This window comes from Sagittula sp. P11 (assembly GCF_002814095.1).
Lineage (GTDB): Bacteria > Pseudomonadota > Alphaproteobacteria > Rhodobacterales > Rhodobacteraceae > Sagittula.
This window is the reverse complement of the sequence record NZ_CP021913.1, coordinates 157,353-175,122: the sequence shown is the minus strand read 5'-3', so window position 1 is coordinate 175,122 and position 17,770 is coordinate 157,353. Positions and strand designations below refer to the sequence as shown.

Below are 17,770 nucleotides of genomic sequence, written 5' to 3'. Positions count from 1 at the left end.
GGTCTCTGGAGTGGAGGCGGGCGCGAGGGTCATAGCGAGAAGAAGGCGCCGGTCAGCAGGAAGTTGGCGGCGAGGATCAGGACGGCGGCGGCCTCCACGCTGCCCTTGGTGGCGCGGCCCACGCCCTGTGCGCCGCGGCCCGACATCATGCCGAAGTAGCAGCCCATGAGCGCCGCGATGCCGCCGAAGGCGCAGCCCTTGACGAGGCTCGAGACCACGTCCAGCGGTTCGAGGAAATCCACGGTGTTCTTCAGGTAGGCGGCGGCGTTGAATCCGAGGCTGCCGGTGGCCACCGCGTAGCCGCCGAAGATGCCGATCACGTCGCCGATGCCTACGAGGGCGGGCACCACCAGCAGTGCGGCGAGCAAGCGCGGCGCCACGAGGTATTTCATCGGGTTGGTGGAGAGGGTCGTGAGCGCGTCGATCTGTTCGGTCACCTTCATGGTGGCGATCTCGGCTGCGATGGAGGAGGTCACGCGGGCGGCGATCATCAGGCCTACCAGCACCGGCCCCAGTTCGCGCACCATGCCGATGGCGACGATCTGCGGCACCACGGCCTCGGCGTTGAAGCGGGCGCCGCCGGAATAGATCTGCAGGGCGAGTGCGGCGCCGGTGAAGACGGCGGTGAGACCCACGACCGGCAGCGACAGCCAGCCCACGTTCATCAGCGCGGCGCCGAATTCGCCCGCGTAGAAGGGGGGGCGGACGGTGTGGCTGAGCGCAGTGAGGCCGAAGCGCGTGACCCGGCCGATGGCGGCCAGCCAATGCAGCAGGGCGCGGCCCAGCCAGCCGAGGGGGGCCAGCAGCGTCATGCGCCGGTATAGCTGCGGTCGTAGCGCGCGCCGAAGGAGGTGAGCACCTCGTAGCCGATGGTGCCGGCCCAGTCCGCGAGGGTGTCGATCCCCTGGTGCAGGCCGATGAGTTCGACATGGTCCGGCACTTCGCCGAGGCCGGTCACGTCGACGGCGATCAGGTCCATGGAGATGCGGCCGAGGATCTTGCAGCGCGTCTCGCCGGCCCAGACGTGGGCGGCGGGTCCCATGGCGCGGTGGATGCCGTCGGCATAGCCGCCGGCGATGGTCGCGACGCGGGTCGGCGCGGCGGCGGTCCAGGAGTTGCCGTAGCCGACGGTTTCGCCGGGCAACACGTCGCGCGTCTGGATCACCGGGATCTCGAGGCTGACGACCGGCTGCGCGTCGACGAAGGGCAGGCCGCCGTAGAGGCCCACTCCAGGGCGCGTCATGTCGAAGTGGTAGTCCGGCCCCAGCAGGATGCCGCCCGTCGCCGCGAAGGAGCGCGGCGCGTCGATGCCGTCGGTCATTTCGCGGAAGGCTGCCAGCTGGCGGGCATTCATCGGGTGATCGGGCTCGTCGGCGCAGGCGAGGTGGCTCATCACCAGCCGCGGGTGCTGGGCGAGGGCGATATCGCGCAGGGCGGACCACTCCGCCGGTTCCATCCCGAGGCGGTTCATGCCGCTGTCGAGCTGGATGCCGAAGGGATGGGCGGGCAGCCCTTCGACGTGCATCAGCATCTGGTCGATGGAGTTGATCATCGGCACGAGGTCGGCATCGCGGATCATGTCGCGGTCGCCGGGCATGTGGCCGGAGAACACGCAGATCTCGGGGCCGGGGCCGAGGATGCGGCGCAGCCGTGCGCCTTCCTCGGCGACGGCCACGAAGAAGGTCCGCGCCCCGGCGGCGGCCAGAACGGGCACGCATTTCTCGGCACCGAGGCCATAGGCGTCCGCCTTGACGACGGCGCCCGTCTCGCCCTCCGACAGGGCGGCGAGGGCGGTCCAGTTGGCGCGCAGGGCGCCCAGGTCGATTGTCAGCTTCGCCATGGCCATGTTGCCTGTCTTTGGCAGGTTGGATGTTGGGGTCAAGGGGGAAATGCGGCTTCATGCGCCGGACGGGCGGGGATATGCTTGGCCGGAAAGGGGTTCGAGGCAGGGCACATGAAGGACACGCTGCGGCTGGAGGCCGAACTGTTCAGGCTGGCACTGGGGGAGGTCACGCGGCTCGTGCCCCCGGCGGGCGGAGACGTGTCGGAGGACCTGCTGGTGCGCTCGGTCAAGTATCACCCGGTGATCGGTGCGCTGGTCGGCTGCGCCGGGGCGGCGGTGCTGTGGCTGGCGGCGCAGGTCCTGCCGGAGGCGGCGGCCGTGCTCGTGGCCGTGGTCGCGGTGCTGCTGCTGAGCGGCGTGCGCGACGAGATGGGACTTTCCGTCGCGGTGGAGGCGCTGGCCGGAGAGACGGGCCGGGACGCGGTGCTGGCGCGCATGGCGCGGGGCGGGGGGCCCCGCGGCGCGCTGGCTGTCGGCCTGACGCTGGCGCTGAAGGTGGTCCTGCTGGTGTCCTTCACGCCGGGCGTGGCGGCGGTGGCGCTGATTGCCGGGATGGGGCTGGGGCGCATGGCGGCGGTGCACACCGCGGCAAGCACCGTCTCCGCCCGCAGGCGAGGGATGGAGGTGCTGCTGCCCGGGGTGACGCCCGACGGCTACCGCGTCGCGCTGGCGGGCACGATACTGGCCGTGCTGGCGCTGGAGTTCGTGGCTGGTGCCTGGGCCGGTGTCGCCGCAGCTATTGGTGCCATCGCGCTGGGGCAGGCGTTCCGGATCTTCGCGCTCAGGCGGTTGGGGGGGCGGACCACGGAAATCCTCGGCGGCGCGGCGCTGCTGGGCGAGCTTGGCACCTACCTGGGGCTGGCCGTCGTGCTCTGACCCGGCGAAGCCACGCCCGTGCGCGCAGGCGGGTCCACTGAGGCGGCGTGTTTGCCTGACAATTGTGTCAGTCAGGAAGGGGGCACTTTGTCGGTTCCCCGCGACGCGGTACACTTCTCCGCATTTCAAAGCGGAGACATTTGACATGGATTTCTCGGGAATTTCACGCCCGCAGGTCGACACGCTGGTGTTCAACCTCCTGGCGGTCGACGCCTACAAACCCCTTGGTGCGGCCCTTGGCGGCTGGGTGCCCGTCGCGGGCGCCGTCATGGCGGCGATACATGCGGCCGCACTGGTCGGGTGGTCGGCCTTCGAGGCGGGTCTGGTCGGCGTGCTGAAGACCATGGGCAACCTTGGCGCGGGCATGATGAACCTGCTCACGGATTTCGTTGCGGATCTGGTGAACGGGCTGATCGTCATCAGCGCGGGCAACCAGGACGGCGTGCTGGCCGATGCGGCGCAGGGCGCCATGACCGGGGGCAGCATCGCCGCGCAACTGCTGTGGACGGTCGGCGGCGGAGCGGTTGTCGAGACCGGCGGCGCGGCAGCGCGTGCGGCGGCAGACACCTTCATGCGGGGCGCCGGGCTGGCGCTGCAGCGGGAACGGGGCGGCGGACCGGGCAGCAATGCGCGCGGCTGGGGACTGCTGGGCATCGGCATCATCGCCATCGCTGCGGTTGCGGTCGCGGCTGTCACCTTCGGCGCCGCGGCCGGGCTGGTCGGCGTGGCCGTGATCGCGACTGGCGCAGTCATCGGGGCCGGTTTGGCCGTGTACTATGGCATGGCAGAAGACGAGGCCGAGCAGGAGCCGGGCACCGTCCCGGAGCCAGAGTCGCCGCTGGATGGCCGCGCGTCGCGGGAACCCTCCGGCGCATCGCCCCGGACCGATCCGCGTCTCGCCACCGCCACCAGGCCGCTGGCTATCGGACACCGGCGCGCCAAGTCTCAAGGCGAGATCGACGCGATGAAGGCCGGGCGGGCGTCCTACAACAGCCGGTTGCTGACAAGTTACCTGAGGCAGGGCAGCCGCTGACACAGGCCCGCGGCGCACTCGGGGATCAGCCTTCCTGCCAGGGCTTCACGAGGTTGCCGAAGCGGGTGAACTGACTTTCGAACGACAGTTCCACGGTGCCGATGGGGCCGTGACGCTGCTTGCCGATGATGACCTCGGCCTTGCCGTGCAGGCGCGACATGCGTTCCTGCCAGGCGACCATCTCGTCCAGCCGGTCGTCGGAGGGCTTTTCGCGTTCCACGTAGTATTCTTCGCGGAACACGAACATCACCACGTCGGCGTCCTGCTCGATGGAGCCCGATTCCCGGAGGTCGGACAGCTGAGGCCGCTTGTCCTCGCGGCTTTCCACCTGGCGCGACAGCTGCGACAGCGCGATCACCGGGATGTTAAGTTCCTTCGCTATCGCCTTGAGACCCATGGAGATTTCCGCGATTTCCTGCACGCGGTTCTCGGCGGTGCCGCGCAGAAGCTGAAGATAGTCGACGATGATGAGGTCAAGCCCGTGCGTCCGCTTCAGGCGGCGCGACCGGGCCGCGACCTGACTGATCGGCAGCGCGGGCGTGTCGTCGATGTAGAGCGGGCAGGCTTCCAGTTCCTTGGCGGCCTCGACGAAACGGCGGAACTCGTGCTCCTCCATGTCGCCCTGGCGGATCTTGTGGGACGAGATCTCGGACGCCTCGGCGAGGATACGGCCAGCCAGCTGCTCGGCGCTCATTTCGAGCGAGAAGAACCCGACCACGCCACCGTCGAGCGCGCCGACAGAGCCGTCGGGCCGGGTGCCCTTCTTGTAGGCCTTGGCGATGTTGAAGGCGATGTTGGTGGCGAGCGAGGTCTTCCCCATGGAGGGACGACCCGCGAGGATCAAGAGGTCGGACGGGTGCAGGCCGCCCAGCTTCTTGTCCATGTCAATGAGGCCGGTGGAGATTCCCGCCAGACCGCCTTCGCGCTGGTAGGCGGCGTTGGCGACGTTCACCGCCTCCGTCACGGCGCGCAGGAAGGACTGGAAGCCCGACTCGGCGTTGCCCTGCTCGGCCATCTTGTAGAGCTTCTGCTCGGCCTCGACGATCTGCTCCCTTGGTTCGGAGGCGACGTCGACCTTTGCGGCTTTGTCCGAGATCTCGCGGCCGAGGCGGATCAGGTCGCGGCGCACCGACAGGTCGTAGATCATCTGCGCATAGTCCCGCACCGCGAAGGTGGAGACGGCAGAGGCCGCAAGCCGTGCGAGGTAGGCCGCGCCGCCCAGTTCCTGAAGACCCTCGTCGTCGGCCATGAAGGCCTTGAGCGTCACCGGGGAGGCGAGGTTGTTCTTGGCGATGCGCGCGGCGGCGATCTCGAAGATTCGGGTGTGCACCGGGTCGTAGAAGTGCTCGGCCCGGATGATCGACGCGACGCGGTCGAAGATGTCGTTGTCGGTCAGGATCGCGCCCAGAAGCTGCTGTTCGGCCTCGATGGAGTGCGGCATGGTCTCGGCGGCGTCGACGTGAACGCCGGTCGGATTGATCGTCGTTATCTCGTTCATTTTCATCCCCACTGCTCAGGCTGACCGTGTAGCAAACCGGATTTCCGGGGTGCAGAGTGTAAATCTCTGGGGATAAGCGGTGGACCGCTGTCCCCACATGATCTTGTCACAGAAAGGGTCCACATCGCAAGATAGGCCAAAAATGGCCTGTGGGCGACTCATCGGCGTGTCGGCTGGGACACACCGCAAGGGAACGTGAAATTTCTGTGACGCCACGTCAGCGCCGGGAAGCCCCTGCTTTGACGGGCCGGGGTGCGGTCCCTCAGGCTCCGCCGCGGGCCGCGCGCCAGGCGTGGGGGTCCTTCAGGAACGACTCGACCTCCGACAGGACGCCGGCGTGCTTCTCCGGCGCTTCGGCCAGAACCTCCCACCAGGTGCACAGGTGGTGCAGCGAGACGCCGTGGTCGCCCAGCGTTTTGATCGTCTCGGGGAAGATGCCGTAGTAGAAGATCACCGCCGTATGCGCGCAGGTCGCGCCGGTGTCGCGGATCGCATCGACGAAGGACAGTTTCGAGCCGCCGTCGGTGGTCAGGTCCTCTACCAGCAGCACGCGCTGGCCCTCGGTCATCGCACCCTCGATCCGGGCGTTGCGGCCGTAGCCCTTCGGTTTCTTCCGCACATAGGTCATCGGCAGGGCCATGCGCTCAGCCACCAGCGCGGCAAACGGGATGCCCGCCGTCTCGCCGCCGGCGATGTTGTCGAAGGCCTCGAAGCCCGCATTGCGCATGACCGTCACCGTCAGGAAGTCCATCAGGGTGGAGCGGATGCGCGGGAAGGAGATCAGCTTGCGGCAGTCGATGTAGACCGGGCTCAGCTGGCCGGAGGCGAGCTTGAACGGCTCATCCTGCATGAAGTTCACCGCCTCGATCTCCCACAGCATGCGCGCGGTCAGGCGGGCCATTTCTTCGGCGGAAGGATAGGTCGAGGGGATCATGGGCGGCACTCCTTTGGGTCAGGCGTCGATTAGCGGGTTTTGATCAGGGGGGAAAGGGGCGCGCTTGTGCCTTGGTGCAAGGGGACCATATCGCGCATGTGCAATGGGCAAAGGCGGTGTATCCTGCCGCAAGAGGAGATCGCCATGCGTCCCGCACCGCGCCCGCCCTATTCCTACCGCGACGATCCGGAGGTTCCGGCCTTCGACGATGCCTGCATCCTCGTGGTCATGGACGGGGACTGCGCGCTCTGCTCCGCCACCGCGCGCCGGATAGCGCGGCTGGATCGTGAAGACGCGGTCCGCATCTGCACGGCGCAATCGCCGCTGGGCCGCGGATTGCTGGGACACTACGACCTGTCGCCGGACGATCCCGACAGTTGGCTGATGCTGCACGAGGGGCAGGCGCGCGGGTCGCTCGACGCCATCGTGGCGTTGTTCCCGCGGCTGCATCGCGGCTTCCGGCCCCTTCGGGCGCTCGGGTTGCTGCCCTTGGGCGTGCAGGACTGGCTCTATGCCCGGATAGCGAGGAACCGGTATCACTTCGGCAAGACCGACCTCTGCGCCTTGCCCGATCCCGAACTGCGGCGGCGGCTGATCTCGTGACACCCTATGCCATGTTGCTGGGCGACCGGATGGCGGCGCTGCCGCCTGCCTGCCGGGCCTTGCACGCGGGCTTTGGCGCGTTCGAGGGGCGGATCGCCGTGACACCTGCCGATGCGGGGGCGTTACGGCTGCTGGCCCGGGCCGTGGGGCTGCCCCGTGCCGCGCGGGATGTGCCGTTCCGCTTGGTGACGGAAGCCGACGGGCAGGGGGCGCGCTGGACCCGGGAGATCGGGATCACCCGCATGGTGTCGCGTCTTGACGCAACCAAAGATGGGCTGCTGGCGGAGCGGCTGGGGCTGATCCGGGTGGATACGCGCCTTGTCCCGGAGGCTGGCGGCCTCAGGCTCGGGGCGGAGCGGGTGATGATGCTTGGCGTGCCCTTGCCCCGCGCGCTCTGGCCCCGCGTGGCGGCCAGGGAATGGCAGGAAGCCGGGCTTTACAGGTTCGACGTCTCGATCGCCCTGCCGCTGCTGGGGCGGCTCGTATCCTACACCGGGCACCTGCACACGATGCCCGCTCGAAACGTCGGTACGCTGGCTCAGCCGTCGCAGGACTTGTAGATCTTGTCGCTGGCCGTGCGGTCCTTCATCGGGTCGGGGACGTTCATCTCCCGCAGGAAGGCGCCGCCCATCTGGTAGGCCTCCGATTCCGACAGCGAGATACAGGTCCAGGTCTCGGCGCCGTGGTCGTGCTGTGCGTGGTGCACCAGCTCATGCAGAAGGATTTCGCGCCAGAGCGGGTTGTCGCGCGGATCAGCGAAGTTCTCCGCCCCGTCGATCTGGTCGGGCGAGAGGATGAAGATCGTGCCCTCCGGCCCCTCGTTCGCGATGTAGATGGCGTTCAGCCGGTCGTCGACGCCGTCTTCGGGGATGAGGTGCGCGCGGCCGTAGTAGTATTCGCGGGTCAGTTCCTTTGGGCCGAGTTCCACGACCGCCGGCGGATCAAGGTCACTGGTCTGATAGGCACTGTTCTCGCCGATCCAGTCCAGAAGCAGGTCGATGAGAGCGTCCATGGGCGGTCTCCTTCTTTCTGTCCCTCGGTGCATTGACCGTTATGCCGACCAGCCTAGATGAATAGGGTTTAAAATTTCAACACCTCGGTACCCTTGATGCGCTTAGCGGCTCTGGCAGGGGCTCCGCTGCCGCATTTTCCGCCATCGACCACGATCTCTTGCAAGCCTGCACAGGGGAACAGAACCTTTTCGGTGCCGCGTTGCGCTTGCCAGATGGCCGCCCAGGCAAGGGGTTGGGCGTTCAGGACGGTGCTTGTTCGCCGGGCACCGGTCTTTTCCGCGGCGTGATACCGGCGGACGGCGTCCCATTTCCTCGATGCGCCAGCCCTCCGGACCAAACGAAAACGCCGCCCGAAGGCGGCGTTGAATGTCCCTGCAGCGGCTTTCCGCTCAGTCGAGGCGCCAGTGCAGCGGCATCATCGGATCGAAGACGGTGACGGGGCCTTCTGCCGTGTCGATCTTCTTCGGGTAGTCGACGGGCGCGCCCTTGGTCAGGGTCACGGTCTCGTCGCTCACCGGCAGACCATAGAAATGCGGCCCGTTCTCTGAGGCGAAGGCCTGCAACTTGTCCAGCGCGCCCTCCTGTTCGAAGACCTCGGCCAAGATCGAAAGGGTGTTCGTCGCGGTGAAGCACCCGGCGCAGCCGCAGGCGTTCTCCTTCAGCGGATCGAGGTGCGGCGCGGAATCGGTGCCAAGGAAGAAGCTCGGATCGCCGGAGGTCGCGGCCTTGCGCAGGGCGATCCGGTGCTCCTCGCGCTTGGCGACGGGCAGGCAGTAGTAGTGCGGCTTGATCCCCCCGACGAGGATGGCATTGCGGTTGATGACGAGGTGGTGCGTGGTGATCGTCGCCCCCAGGTTATCGCCGCCTTCGCGCGCGTAATCGGCGCCTTGCGCAGTGGTGATATGCTCCATGACGACGCGCAGGTCCGGGGTGGCGCGGCGGAGCGGGTCCAGCACCCGGTCGATGAACACAGCTTCCCGGTCGAATATGTCGACGTCGGCGTCCACCACCTCACCGTGCACACACAGCGGGCAACCGATCTCTGCCATGCGCTCCAGCACCGGGCGCACCTTGTCGAAGTCGCGCACGCCCGAAGCAGAGTTGGTCGTCGCACCCGCCGGGTAGAGCTTTACCGCGTGGATGATGCCGTCGGCGTGGGCCTTCGCGAGGTCGTCCGGGTCAGTCGTCTCTGTCAGGTAGAGCGTCATGAGCGGGGTAAACCCGCTGCCGTCGGGAAGCGCGGCCAAGATCCGGTCGCGGTAGGCGGCGGCCTGGTCGCCGGTCACGACGGGGGGCACGAGGTTGGGCATGATGATCGCACGTCCGAAGTGGCGCGCGGTCTCGGGGGCCACGGCACGCAGCATTGCGCCGTCGCGCAGGTGCAGGTGCCAGTCATCCGGGCGGGGAAGCGTGATCTGGGTCATGGCAAATCCGCTAGCACGGGTCGCCGTTCTTCACCAGAGCGGCGTGGCGCGCTATGACGGGACGAGGGCATGAAGGGGGTGACGATGCTGTTCACGGTGATCCTTGGCGCCGCCGCAGGTTGGGGCGCGAGACATGTGGAGGCTCAGGTGACGGAGCGGCTGTACCGCTGGCTCGGGTCGGAGCACATGCTGGCCGAGCAGGACCGCGGCGTGGCGGCATTGCTGGTCTGCCTGCTGGCCGCTGCGGCCGTCCTGTCCTTGCTGGGCGAGGGCGGACGGGTGTTCCTGTTCACCCTTGTTGCGGCGCTCGGCTATTTCCAGGAGGACCTGCGCGAGGCATATCTGCGACGCGGGTCCTGAGCCGTCACCTGCGCGCCTTCTGCGCCTCGAGCTGGGCGAGTCGCCGGCGGAACCGCGGGGCGTTCATCCGGGCGGTCACGTGTCGGCACAGCATGAGGCTCAATTTGTCGCGCTGGCTGGCATCGGTCCGGGCCAGCAGCTTGCGCAGGTAGGGCGGGTGGTCGCGCCGGGCACGCATGTGTGCTGCAAACCGCGCGGCGTCGAGCGTGCCGTCGGCGACCTCGAGCAGCAGTTTCGGCAGGATGTCCATCAGGCGCAGATCGGTCTGCAGCGCCCCGCCGAAGAACGGCATACGGTAACGGTCGACGTTGCCGCGCTCGAACAGGGCGGAGTGCATGGCGTCGAGGCGTTCATAAGGGTCGTAGAGCACCCAGACCTTCTCGGCCGCGTCGATCATGTCCGGCGCAAAGCCGTAGCGTGATGTAAAGTCCTCGCGGCGCATGTCGGTGAAACGGTCGTCCCATTCAGTCACGCGCGGGTCCAGCGTGGCCTGCGGTTGCAGCAGCAATGCGCGCGCGCCGGGGGCTGCCACCGAATAGGCGGCGGCGGCATAGCCGCAGGGACCGGTACCGAAGAAGATAACCCGCTCGAATTCATCGAAGAAACCGTCGTCCAGCAACTGGTCGAAAAAGCCGAAGACGCGCGGGTCGCGGAACCACGTGTCGCCATGGGAAAGGACGGAAAGCGACGACCAGCCGTGATCGCGCACCATGTCGAAGCCCATGGGCGTGCGGGTCGCCGACAGGGCCTCGATGCCGGACATGGTTTCGAACGACACGAGCAGGGTGTCGCCGTCCTCGATGAAGATACCGGCATGGCGCTTGCCCAAGGGCTCGGCAAAGCCGTGCTCCTCGCCCAGGCCCTTCAGGGCGGTCAGCCACTCTCCGCGGCCAAGCTCGCTGAAATCCGGAGTGAAACCGTTGTCTGCTGCCATGCCATGTCCTCTGCGGCCGCATGTGAGGGCGGCCATTTCGGAAACAATGTCTGCCGGGTCGGGCAGATTTGTGGCTCTGTCGTGTTGAATTAAGGAAAAATGAGGCAGATGTGGCTGCGACGGCCATCGTTGGATCCGCTGGTCAGGTCTCTTCGGCCGTGCTCGCCCTGGTGGCATGCCCGGCGAGGAACCGCGCCGCATCGAGGGGCAGCGGACGCGCGGGCGGGGCCATGAGCAGGCGGGCGAAAAGGGCGCGGTTCGGCTCCTCCGCCAGAAGCACGTCAAAGCGGGCGTGCCGCCATGCTACCGCCTGTTTATGCAGCGGCCCGAGAACAGGGTCCGCCGCAAAGTCCTGCCGCAGTTCGGACACGCCGGGCAGGGCAAGGATGCTCGTGTCCTCGACCTCGCACCAGTTCCGTTCCACCCAGTAGTCCATCCCGAGTGCGTGGTCGCTGTGCACGGCGCGGCCCCGGTCCGCCTTCAGCACGTAGCTCTCCATGGTCCCCAGAGGGTAGTGGTTGAGCTGTGCCAGACCGTAGAGCGGCTGGCCGAAGGGCGAGAAGATGCGGCGCGTGCGGAACTGCTCGTCCAGTGCGCGGCCCTCTGCATCGAACCAGCGGGCGTCGGGCAGCAGGTCCTCCACGGGGGTGCGCGGCCTGTGAACCCCCAGCTTCCTGTAGGTGCCGTCGTTGCGGTAGAGCGTCTTGAACATGAAGGCCCGCCAGGGCCAGTGCATGATCTCCGGCGCTGCGCGGGTGAACTGCTGCGGCACCGGCGTGTCGGTGAACCGCACCACGCCCGCATTGCCGAAAAGCCGCCAGGTCAGCGTGATCGCGGTCGCCTCCGGCAGGGCGGCGATCAGGGCGGGCAGGGTCCGGTCGCCCGCGTGGACGTTCACGAACTCGTCGATGTCGATGGGCAGGAGCCAGTCCGCGCGGCGCACCTCCCTGGCCTTGTCCGCCAGTTTCAGCCCGGTGAACTGGATGCCGCCGTTGTCGTAGGGCCCGTCGTTGCGGATGTGCGTGACGTGGCCCATCTCGGCCAGCCGGTCGAGCATCGCGTCCGTGCCGTCGTCGCAATCGTTGCTCAGCGCCACGACATGCGTGATCCCGCAGGCGAGGTGATGCGACATCCAGTCGAGCAGGAAGGCCGCTTCGTTGCGGACGCAGAGGACGGCGGTGATGCGCATGCTGCTCCGGGAGTTCGCGTGAAGAATTTCCCGAAGAAAATTCCTTGAAGCGGAGGACTTTTCGTCGAAAAGTCCTCCGCCCCGCGTTTACCAATCCTTGCGGAAGGTGACGACCTTGGATTCGCTGGCCTTAGGGAAGTACGTCAGCCCGGCCTTGCTCATGGCGTCGAACACCGCCTGCACGCCGCTCTGTCCGATCCACTGCGGGTGGAGTTCGATGATCGCCACGCGCAGCGACGACCAGTCGGCGGCGGGCAGAAGCTCTGCCTCCGCGCCTTCAATGTCGCAGACGAGCACGGTCGGTTTCAGGTCCTCGATCACCGGGGCGATGGCCTGCTTCTCGACCTTTTCCTCGCGCAGGATGGCATCGGCGTCGATGGCACCATCCATGGAGGACGCGAGGAAGTTCTTGCGGATGTAGAACGGCACGGGGTCGCCCTTCTCCGGTGCGAGCAGGGCATTGCGCACCTCGACGTTGGTCACGTCGTTGGCGGCATGCACCGACTTGATGTAGTCGATGAGGCCCGGGTTGGCCTCGTAGGTGACGACCTTGGCCACCTTCTTCTTCACCGCCAGCAGCGTGGACATGTAGCCCATGCCGCCGCCCAGTTCGAGAACGGTGTCGCCTTCGCGCACGACGCGCATGACCGCGTCGCATTCCTTGCGCTCGTAGGTCCCCTCCTTCAGCGAGGCCCGCACCCGGCCCGTGGTGAGTTCGGGATGCTTGGGGATCTTCAGCCCGCGCGAGCGCAGGAAGGCGTTTCTTTCGATGACGTTGCTGCCATCCATGTCAGTTCTCCAGATCAAGGGCGAGCGCATAGGCCACCCGTTCGGTTTCCGTGAGCTTCAGCGTGAGCGCCTGCTGGTACAGGTCTTCGAACTCGGGCATCCCATGCAGCTCATCGGCCTTGGCACGGTGCCATTCGAAGGCCTTCTCGTGCCATTGCTTCAGGACCGGATCGTCAAGGAGCCGGTCGTATTCTTCGCGCAGACGGGGAACGTTGCGCTTGATCGTCACGTCGCGGTGCACCGACCAGTCCATCCGGATCCAGTAGTTGATCCCGATGTTGCGGTCGACGTGCAGGGCGCGGCCGCGCTGGCGCTTGATCAGATAGCTTTCCGCCGAGCGCAGCGCATAGTGGTTGAGCTGGATCAGGTCGTAGCCGATCGACTTCTTCGACGACCGCCAGCCGTTCCGGATCGCCTCCGAGGTCATGTCGCGGCCCGAGCCGTTGACCCATTTCACCTTGTCCTCGAAGCCGTCGGCCAGCTTGTTGGGCCGGTGACACGAGATCTTCTCGTAGGCGCCGATGTTCCGGAACATCGTCTTGAAGCCCCAGACGGTGTGCGGCTTGGGGCAGAACTTCGGGGCGCAGGTGTCGAACTGCTCGATGACGAAGCGGTCCTCGAGGTTCAACACGTCGTTGTGCCCGAAAAGCCGCCAGGTCATCGCCACGTTGGTCGCGTCCGGTGCCGCGGCAAAGAAGTCGTCGAGCGTACCGTTGCCCGTCCGGATGTTGACGAACTCGTCCACGTCGATGTGCGCGATCCAGTCCGCATTGCAGATCACCGGCTCTTCCAGCGCATTGTCGAGTGCGAACTGCTGGGGCGAATTGCCGGTCCAGTTGTCGTTGTTGCGGTGCTGGAGGACGCCCATCTCCTGCAGGCGGTCGAGGATCTCGGACGTGCCGTCCTCGCAGCCGTTGGTGTAGATCAGGAAATTGTCGAAACCGATGGCGCGGTGGTAGGCTACCCATTCGAGGATGTAGGGCCCCTCGTTTTTCATGCAGCCGACGATCACCCGGCCGGTGCTTCCCTTAGGCAGGACGCGCGGCGGGGCGGGGGTGTAGGCGGCGGCCAGCTCTTCCTCGTTGACGCGGCCCAGCTTGTTGTGCGGCGCGAAAGGCGATGTCTGCAGCTTGACGAAGTTCTGCTTGGCGAGGTCCGGCATCACCTTGCGCGCGGCTGGCGACAGGATGCGGTCGACGTCGTCCGGCGCAGTCGGGCGCGCCTCGGCCGCAGCCTCGCGCAGGGCTGCGGAGACACCCGCGAGTGCCGGCGTGCGTGGCGCGGCAGCCGGAGCGCTGACCGGCGCCGGTGTCCGGGCGGCGAGGCGGGCGAGGTCGGCGGCCTTGTTCGCCAGCTCTTCCTTCGTCGCCTGATTGATGCGCCAGCGGAAGGCCATCAGGTACTGCGTGGCGCGGAAGCCATTCGTCGGATCGGCCTCCTGCCACGGCACCACGGCTGCGTCCGGTGCCATATGCGCCGCATCCAGCCCGTCGTGTTTCGCGCAGAGCGCGGCGATGTCCCTGGCGAACCGTTCCGATAGTGACGCGAGGCTGCCCGCCTCGATCGGGGCGCCGTGTACCTTGATCTCGCCCAGGAACTTCCGCCACAACTGACGGGGCAGGATGACCTCCTTTTTCGCCAAGAGGCGCAGCACCGCGTCGTTGAACAGCCGGCAGCGTGTCAGCCATGCGGCGGCGGGCAGGGCAGGCCGGTCCCAGACTTCCACCTTGCCGATGGTGTCCGCGATGCCGAAGGCGGCGCGCACCTCCTCCGGGGCGTTCTCCGACTCGAGCAGTGCGAAATCGATGCTGCGGAACATCATCGAACCGGGGCCGAAGACCGCCTCCCACTCGTCCTGCATCCGCCTGAAGTCGAGCCAGAAGTTGGCGCCCTGGATTTCCGGGAACTGTCCGGCCCGCGGGTCAGGGTCGGGCCGGCTGGCGATTGCGGCCTCCCAGAAAGAGGGGGCCGCGGCGCTGTCCAGCTCCATCGCAAGGCTGCCGCTGCGGCCTTCCAGAAGCTGCCCGGGATAGCGCCACACGAGCATCCGTGCCGGATCGTCGATGTGGGCCACGATCCGGATATCTTCGGAGATCGGGGTCAGGAGCGCCTTCAGCCGTTCCAGTTCCGAACGGGTCGACAGGGAGGTGCCAAGCTGGTGGGCCGACAGGATCAGCGTGTCGACGGGGAAGCGCCGTGCCTCCTCCGCCAGACATTGGGCCACATCGTCGTGCAGGACGCGCTGCTTCTCGGGCGCGATGTAGCCGCGGTTGAAGCGCAGGGAGTCCACGTGCTCCGGATCGGAGACGGCCATGAACAGGCGGGTGTGGTTCCTCGCCCCGGGCGAGCGGGCGTAAAGCACGCCCTTGCCCAGAAGCTGATCGCGCTTGCCGTCGAGGATGCGCTGCAGCCGGTCGGCAACCTGCCCGTCGGGACCGATATGGACGTAGATGCGCATCAGGCCGCGCCCTCCACGCCGTCGTCGTCGCGTTCGGGGTTCACGTTCAGCCGTCCCCACCACGGCAGGTCCACGCCGATATGGGCAGACAGCCGTTCGCGCGCGTCATCGGCCCCCATCGGCAGTTCCAGGAACCGCGGGTCGTCGCCGAAGAGGTCACGCAGCATGTCGTAATGCCCCTCGATCCAGCGGATCCGCTCCCTGTCGGACCCGCCATATCCCATCGGCAGGCCCGGCACCGGACCGGCGGGCAGGCGATCCGTGCCCATGTTGTTCCAGCGGCGCATGGAGTCCGACACTTCCTCGGCCGGGCGCCACGTCGCCACGTAGAGCATCTTCGGCCGCGCCATGCGCATCGCCTTGATCATCGCGTAGTCGCATTGCGGCCAGAGGCAGGTGTCGCCGTTCAGGACGCTGACCTCGGTCAATGCGTCATAGATCGGGTCGAGGTGGACGAAGGGATCGCCGGTCTCGAAATAGCCGTTGTACAGTTGGCGGCCGATGAAGGTTCCGCCAAGGCCCACCTGACGGGTGTGGATGCGGCGCACCTTGTGATCGGCCACCGTCCAGCCGCCCTTGTCGAGCGCATGGGCCAGCGTGGTGGTGCCGGTCTTGGGCAGGCCGAGGTTGACCAGCTTCACACTCATGTCGCCATCTCCGACGCCACGGCGGGGGCGAGGCCCAGCTCCACCATCAGTTCGTATTCGCCGGGCGGGTAGGGCGGCAGGTCGCGCAGATGGGCGTGCATCTCGGCATAGGCGGGCAGGGCCATCAACTCTTCGCGCTTCTCACGGTGAAGCCGCACGCATTCGTCGTGCAGGCGTCCGATGACCGGGTCGGCCTTCAGTTCGGCCAGCGCCTTTTCGAGGGCGGGCAGGTGGCGGAGGATGGAGGTGTCCTCATGCGCGCGGTCGTTGCGTTCGCGCCAGTAGGTGTCGTCGAACACGCGGCCCTCGCGGTTCACATCGCCGCGGTCGTTCTTCACCAGGTAGCTGTCGAGCGAGCGCAGCGCGTAGTGGTTCAGCGTGGCGTATTCCCGTGCGCCGGTGGAGGGAAACTTGCGGATGCGCCGCGGGTTGGCGGCGAGGAGGAACTTGTGCGGCACGCCGCGGCCCGAACCGTCTGTCCACGACGGGCGCTTCTTCTCCCCCTTATTGTCCTTGAAGAAGGGGCGGTGCGCGCCGAAGTACTGTAGCGGGAAATCCTTCCGAACAAGGGATTTTACCTCGATTGCCGTCTCGCCGCACCAGAGGTCGGGATTGTGCGAACGGGTGAACTGTTCGATCACGGGCCGGTCCTCGAACGTCTCCACGCCGTCGTTGGCAAAGAACTGGAAGGTGACGGAGATGGTCTGGGGATTGCCGCAGGCCGCGATCAGAGCGGGGATGGTGTGGTCGCCGACGTGCACGTTCAGGAACTCGTCGACATCCGCGATCCAGACCCAGTCGGCGTTGCGCACGACGGGTTGATGGGCCGCGTCCTTCAGCGCCTCCATCTGGTAGTTGCGCCCCTCGGCGGGGTTGGGCAGGTGCACGACGCCCTGACCGGCCAGCGCATCCAGCAGCGTGTCCGTGCCGTCGGTGCAGTCGTTCGAGTAGAACAGGAAATCGCTCACGCCCAGCAGACGATTGAAAGCGATCCATTCCAAGAGGAACGGGCCTTCGTTCTTCACGCATGTTACGGCGGTTATGCGCATACGCGCCCCGCGTCTGTGTCAGGCATGGCTGCTCGTCCGCCTCGTGTCCGGTGTTTCCCGGCTCTGTTGCAGGAAATCATGTCACCACCATGGCTTTCAGTCAACGGTTGCTTGATCGGGCTACCAATCGCGGGCGGGCCGGACTGCGACCTTGGCGCTATTGACCCAGCGCCCGGGGCTTGGGACACCTCTGGCCAAGGAGAGCCATATGACCATTCCCAATTCCATCGACGAGGTGCAGACGACGCTGGCCTCTACAGGGTACGTCTGCGGGCGCGCGCTGGCGACCGTCGTGTTCCTGTCGCTGAAACTCGGCCGCCCGCTGTTCCTGGAAGGGGAGGCGGGCGTCGGCAAGACCGAGATCGCCAAGGCGCTGGCCAAGAGCCTGAACCGCCGGCTGATCCGCCTGCAATGTTACGAAGGGCTCGATGCGTCCTCTGCCGTCTACGAGTGGAATTTCCCGGCGCAGATGATCGCCATCCGAACCGCCGAAGCCGCGGGCGGGTCCGACCGCAACGCCCTGCAGACCGAGCTTTTCGGGCCGGAGTACCTGATCGAACGGCCGCTCTTGCAGGCGATGCGCCCCGACGAGAACGGCGCGCCGATCCTGCTGATCGACGAACTCGACCGCACCGACGAGCCGTTCGAGGCCTTCCTGCTTGAGGCGCTGTCGGATTTCCAGGTGACCATCCCCGAGATCGGCACCATCAAGGCGCCGGAGCCGCCCATCGTCATCCTGACCTCCAACCGCACGCGCGAGGTGCACGACGCGCTGAAGCGCCGCTGCCTCTACCACTGGGTCGACTATCCGAAGTTCGACCGCGAAGTGGAGATCCTCAACGCCCGCGCGCCGGAGGTGTCGGAAACCCTCTCGCGCGAGATCGTGGCCTTCGTGCAGTCGCTCAGGACAGAGGACATCTTCAAGAAACCCGGCGTCGCCGAGACCATCGACTGGGCCAAGTGCCTGCTTGCGCTCGACGTGGTCGACCTTAGCCCGGAGGTCATCTCCGACACACTGGGGGCGATCCTGAAGTACCAGGACGACATCCAGAAGATCGAGGGCGGCGAGGCCAAGCGCATCCTCGACGAGGCCAAGAAGACCCTCGAAGAGGCGTGACCG

General features: G+C 66.9%; 18 protein-coding genes. 6 read left to right on the top strand and 12 right to left on the bottom strand.

Annotated features, from left to right (window positions below):
• Positions 1–29: 29 nt before the first annotated feature.
• Together CDO87_RS00845 and alr are read right to left on the bottom strand one after the other, a co-directional pair.
• Entirely contained in the window at positions 30–812 is a 783-nt protein-coding gene (locus CDO87_RS00845; RefSeq protein ID WP_100927000.1) for an ABC transporter permease, read from the bottom strand.
• Entirely contained in the window at positions 809–1,846 is a 1,038-nt protein-coding gene (alr, locus tag CDO87_RS00840; protein ID WP_100926999.1) for an alanine racemase, read from the bottom strand. Before alr ends, CDO87_RS00845 begins: the two co-directional genes overlap by 4 nt.
• A 108-nt stretch (positions 1,847–1,954) precedes the next feature.
• Between alr and CDO87_RS00835 the strand changes: the two genes are divergently transcribed.
• Together CDO87_RS00835 and CDO87_RS00830 are read left to right on the top strand one after the other, a co-directional pair.
• The gene (locus tag CDO87_RS00835; protein ID WP_100926998.1) at positions 1,955–2,719 is read left to right on the top strand and encodes an adenosylcobinamide-GDP ribazoletransferase; all 765 of its coding nucleotides are present in this window, start codon (positions 1,955–1,957) and stop codon (positions 2,717–2,719) included.
• 145 nt (positions 2,720–2,864) lie between these two features.
• Positions 2,865–3,752, top strand: a complete 888-nt coding sequence (locus CDO87_RS00830; protein ID WP_100926997.1) for a hypothetical protein — start codon at positions 2,865–2,867, stop codon at positions 3,750–3,752.
• Between the two features lie 25 nt (positions 3,753–3,777).
• On the opposite strand, the gene CDO87_RS00825 is transcribed toward CDO87_RS00830, so the two are convergent.
• Together CDO87_RS00825 and CDO87_RS00820 are read right to left on the bottom strand one after the other, a co-directional pair.
• Positions 3,778–5,250 (bottom strand): replicative DNA helicase, encoded by a 1,473-nt coding sequence (locus tag CDO87_RS00825; RefSeq protein ID WP_100930786.1) that lies wholly within the window; start codon positions 5,248–5,250, stop codon positions 3,778–3,780.
• A 262-nt stretch (positions 5,251–5,512) separates the two neighbouring features.
• Positions 5,513–6,184, bottom strand: coding sequence for an orotate phosphoribosyltransferase (locus CDO87_RS00820; RefSeq protein WP_100926996.1), 672 nt, complete (start codon positions 6,182–6,184; stop codon positions 5,513–5,515).
• Between the two features lie 144 nt (positions 6,185–6,328).
• Here CDO87_RS00820 and CDO87_RS00815 point away from each other — a divergent pair, with 144 nt between their 5' ends.
• Together CDO87_RS00815 and CDO87_RS00810 are read left to right on the top strand one after the other, a co-directional pair.
• Positions 6,329–6,787, top strand: a complete 459-nt coding sequence (locus tag CDO87_RS00815) for a thiol-disulfide oxidoreductase DCC family protein (protein WP_100926995.1) — start codon at positions 6,329–6,331, stop codon at positions 6,785–6,787.
• A complete protein-coding gene (locus CDO87_RS00810; RefSeq protein ID WP_157814880.1) occupies positions 6,784–7,347 on the top strand; it encodes a DUF4166 domain-containing protein in 564 nt (187 codons plus the stop codon). The genes CDO87_RS00815 and CDO87_RS00810 overlap by 4 nt, the downstream gene beginning before the upstream one ends.
• Here CDO87_RS00810 and CDO87_RS00805 read toward each other — a convergent pair.
• Positions 7,326–7,799 (bottom strand): hypothetical protein, encoded by a 474-nt coding sequence (locus CDO87_RS00805; RefSeq protein ID WP_100926993.1) that lies wholly within the window; start codon positions 7,797–7,799, stop codon positions 7,326–7,328. The genes CDO87_RS00810 and CDO87_RS00805 overlap by 22 nt on opposite strands.
• A 390-nt stretch (positions 7,800–8,189) precedes the next feature.
• Positions 8,190–9,224: a dihydroorotase gene (pyrC, locus tag CDO87_RS00800; protein ID WP_100926992.1), complete on the bottom strand. Its 1,035-nt coding sequence runs from the start codon at positions 9,222–9,224 to the stop codon at positions 8,190–8,192.
• A gap of 69 nt (positions 9,225–9,293) precedes the next feature.
• Between pyrC and CDO87_RS00795 the strand changes: the two genes are divergently transcribed.
• Positions 9,294–9,584 (top strand): hypothetical protein, encoded by a 291-nt coding sequence (locus tag CDO87_RS00795; RefSeq protein WP_100926991.1) that lies wholly within the window; start codon positions 9,294–9,296, stop codon positions 9,582–9,584.
• A 4-nt stretch (positions 9,585–9,588) separates the two neighbouring features.
• Here CDO87_RS00795 and CDO87_RS00790 read toward each other — a convergent pair whose 3' ends face one another.
• From CDO87_RS00790 to CDO87_RS00765, 6 genes are all read right to left on the bottom strand, one after another.
• Entirely contained in the window at positions 9,589–10,518 is a 930-nt protein-coding gene (locus CDO87_RS00790; protein WP_100926990.1) for a phosphoadenosine phosphosulfate reductase, read from the bottom strand.
• A 142-nt stretch (positions 10,519–10,660) separates the two neighbouring features.
• Positions 10,661–11,707, bottom strand: a complete 1,047-nt coding sequence (locus CDO87_RS00785) for a glycosyltransferase family 2 protein (protein ID WP_100926989.1) — start codon at positions 11,705–11,707, stop codon at positions 10,661–10,663.
• 87 nt (positions 11,708–11,794) lie between these two features.
• Complete coding sequence (locus CDO87_RS00780; protein ID WP_100926988.1) at positions 11,795–12,496, bottom strand: FkbM family methyltransferase; 702 nt, start codon at positions 12,494–12,496, stop codon at positions 11,795–11,797.
• A 1-nt stretch (position 12,497) separates the two neighbouring features.
• The gene (locus tag CDO87_RS00775) at positions 12,498–14,954 is read right to left on the bottom strand and encodes a glycosyltransferase family 2 protein (protein WP_100926987.1); all 2,457 of its coding nucleotides are present in this window, start codon (positions 14,952–14,954) and stop codon (positions 12,498–12,500) included.
• Positions 14,954–15,601 (bottom strand): sulfotransferase family protein, encoded by a 648-nt coding sequence (locus CDO87_RS00770; protein ID WP_100926986.1) that lies wholly within the window; start codon positions 15,599–15,601, stop codon positions 14,954–14,956. The genes CDO87_RS00775 and CDO87_RS00770 overlap by 1 nt, the downstream gene beginning before the upstream one ends.
• On the bottom strand, positions 15,598–16,650 hold the full coding sequence (locus CDO87_RS00765; RefSeq protein ID WP_100926985.1) for a glycosyltransferase family 2 protein: 1,053 nt from the start codon (positions 16,648–16,650) through the stop codon (positions 15,598–15,600). Before CDO87_RS00765 ends, CDO87_RS00770 begins: the two co-directional genes overlap by 4 nt.
• Before the next feature lie 208 nt (positions 16,651–16,858).
• On the opposite strand from CDO87_RS00765, the gene CDO87_RS00760 reads away from it, so the two are divergent.
• On the top strand, positions 16,859–17,767 hold the full coding sequence (locus CDO87_RS00760; protein ID WP_100926984.1) for a MoxR family ATPase: 909 nt from the start codon (positions 16,859–16,861) through the stop codon (positions 17,765–17,767).
• The last annotated feature ends 3 nt before the right edge of the window (positions 17,768–17,770 follow it).

Coding starts and splice junctions, on each gene's coding strand:
- CDO87_RS00790 (WP_100926990.1), bottom strand. CDS start 10,518: ATGGCAGCAGACAACGGTTTCACTCCGGATTTCAGCGAGCTTGGCCGC.
- CDO87_RS00825 (WP_100930786.1), bottom strand. CDS start 5,250: ATGAACGAGATAACGACGATCAATCCGACCGGCGTTCACGTCGACGCC.
- CDO87_RS00835 (WP_100926998.1), top strand. CDS start 1,955: ATGAAGGACACGCTGCGGCTGGAGGCCGAACTGTTCAGGCTGGCACTG.
- CDO87_RS00770 (WP_100926986.1), bottom strand. CDS start 15,601: ATGAGTGTGAAGCTGGTCAACCTCGGCCTGCCCAAGACCGGCACCACC.
- CDO87_RS00815 (WP_100926995.1), top strand. CDS start 6,329: ATGCGTCCCGCACCGCGCCCGCCCTATTCCTACCGCGACGATCCGGAG.
- CDO87_RS00780 (WP_100926988.1), bottom strand. CDS start 12,496: ATGGATGGCAGCAACGTCATCGAAAGAAACGCCTTCCTGCGCTCGCGC.
- CDO87_RS00775 (WP_100926987.1), bottom strand. CDS start 14,954: ATGCGCATCTACGTCCATATCGGTCCCGACGGGCAGGTTGCCGACCGG.
- CDO87_RS00785 (WP_100926989.1), bottom strand. CDS start 11,707: ATGCGCATCACCGCCGTCCTCTGCGTCCGCAACGAAGCGGCCTTCCTG.
- CDO87_RS00760 (WP_100926984.1), top strand. CDS start 16,859: ATGACCATTCCCAATTCCATCGACGAGGTGCAGACGACGCTGGCCTCT.
- CDO87_RS00820 (WP_100926996.1), bottom strand. CDS start 6,184: ATGATCCCCTCGACCTATCCTTCCGCCGAAGAAATGGCCCGCCTGACC.
- CDO87_RS00805 (WP_100926993.1), bottom strand. CDS start 7,799: ATGGACGCTCTCATCGACCTGCTTCTGGACTGGATCGGCGAGAACAGT.
- pyrC (WP_100926992.1), bottom strand. CDS start 9,224: ATGACCCAGATCACGCTTCCCCGCCCGGATGACTGGCACCTGCACCTG.
- CDO87_RS00765 (WP_100926985.1), bottom strand. CDS start 16,650: ATGCGCATAACCGCCGTAACATGCGTGAAGAACGAAGGCCCGTTCCTC.
- CDO87_RS00845 (WP_100927000.1), bottom strand. CDS start 812: ATGACGCTGCTGGCCCCCCTCGGCTGGCTGGGCCGCGCCCTGCTGCAT.
- CDO87_RS00795 (WP_100926991.1), top strand. CDS start 9,294: ATGAAGGGGGTGACGATGCTGTTCACGGTGATCCTTGGCGCCGCCGCA.
- CDO87_RS00830 (WP_100926997.1), top strand. CDS start 2,865: ATGGATTTCTCGGGAATTTCACGCCCGCAGGTCGACACGCTGGTGTTC.
- alr (WP_100926999.1), bottom strand. CDS start 1,846: ATGGCCATGGCGAAGCTGACAATCGACCTGGGCGCCCTGCGCGCCAAC.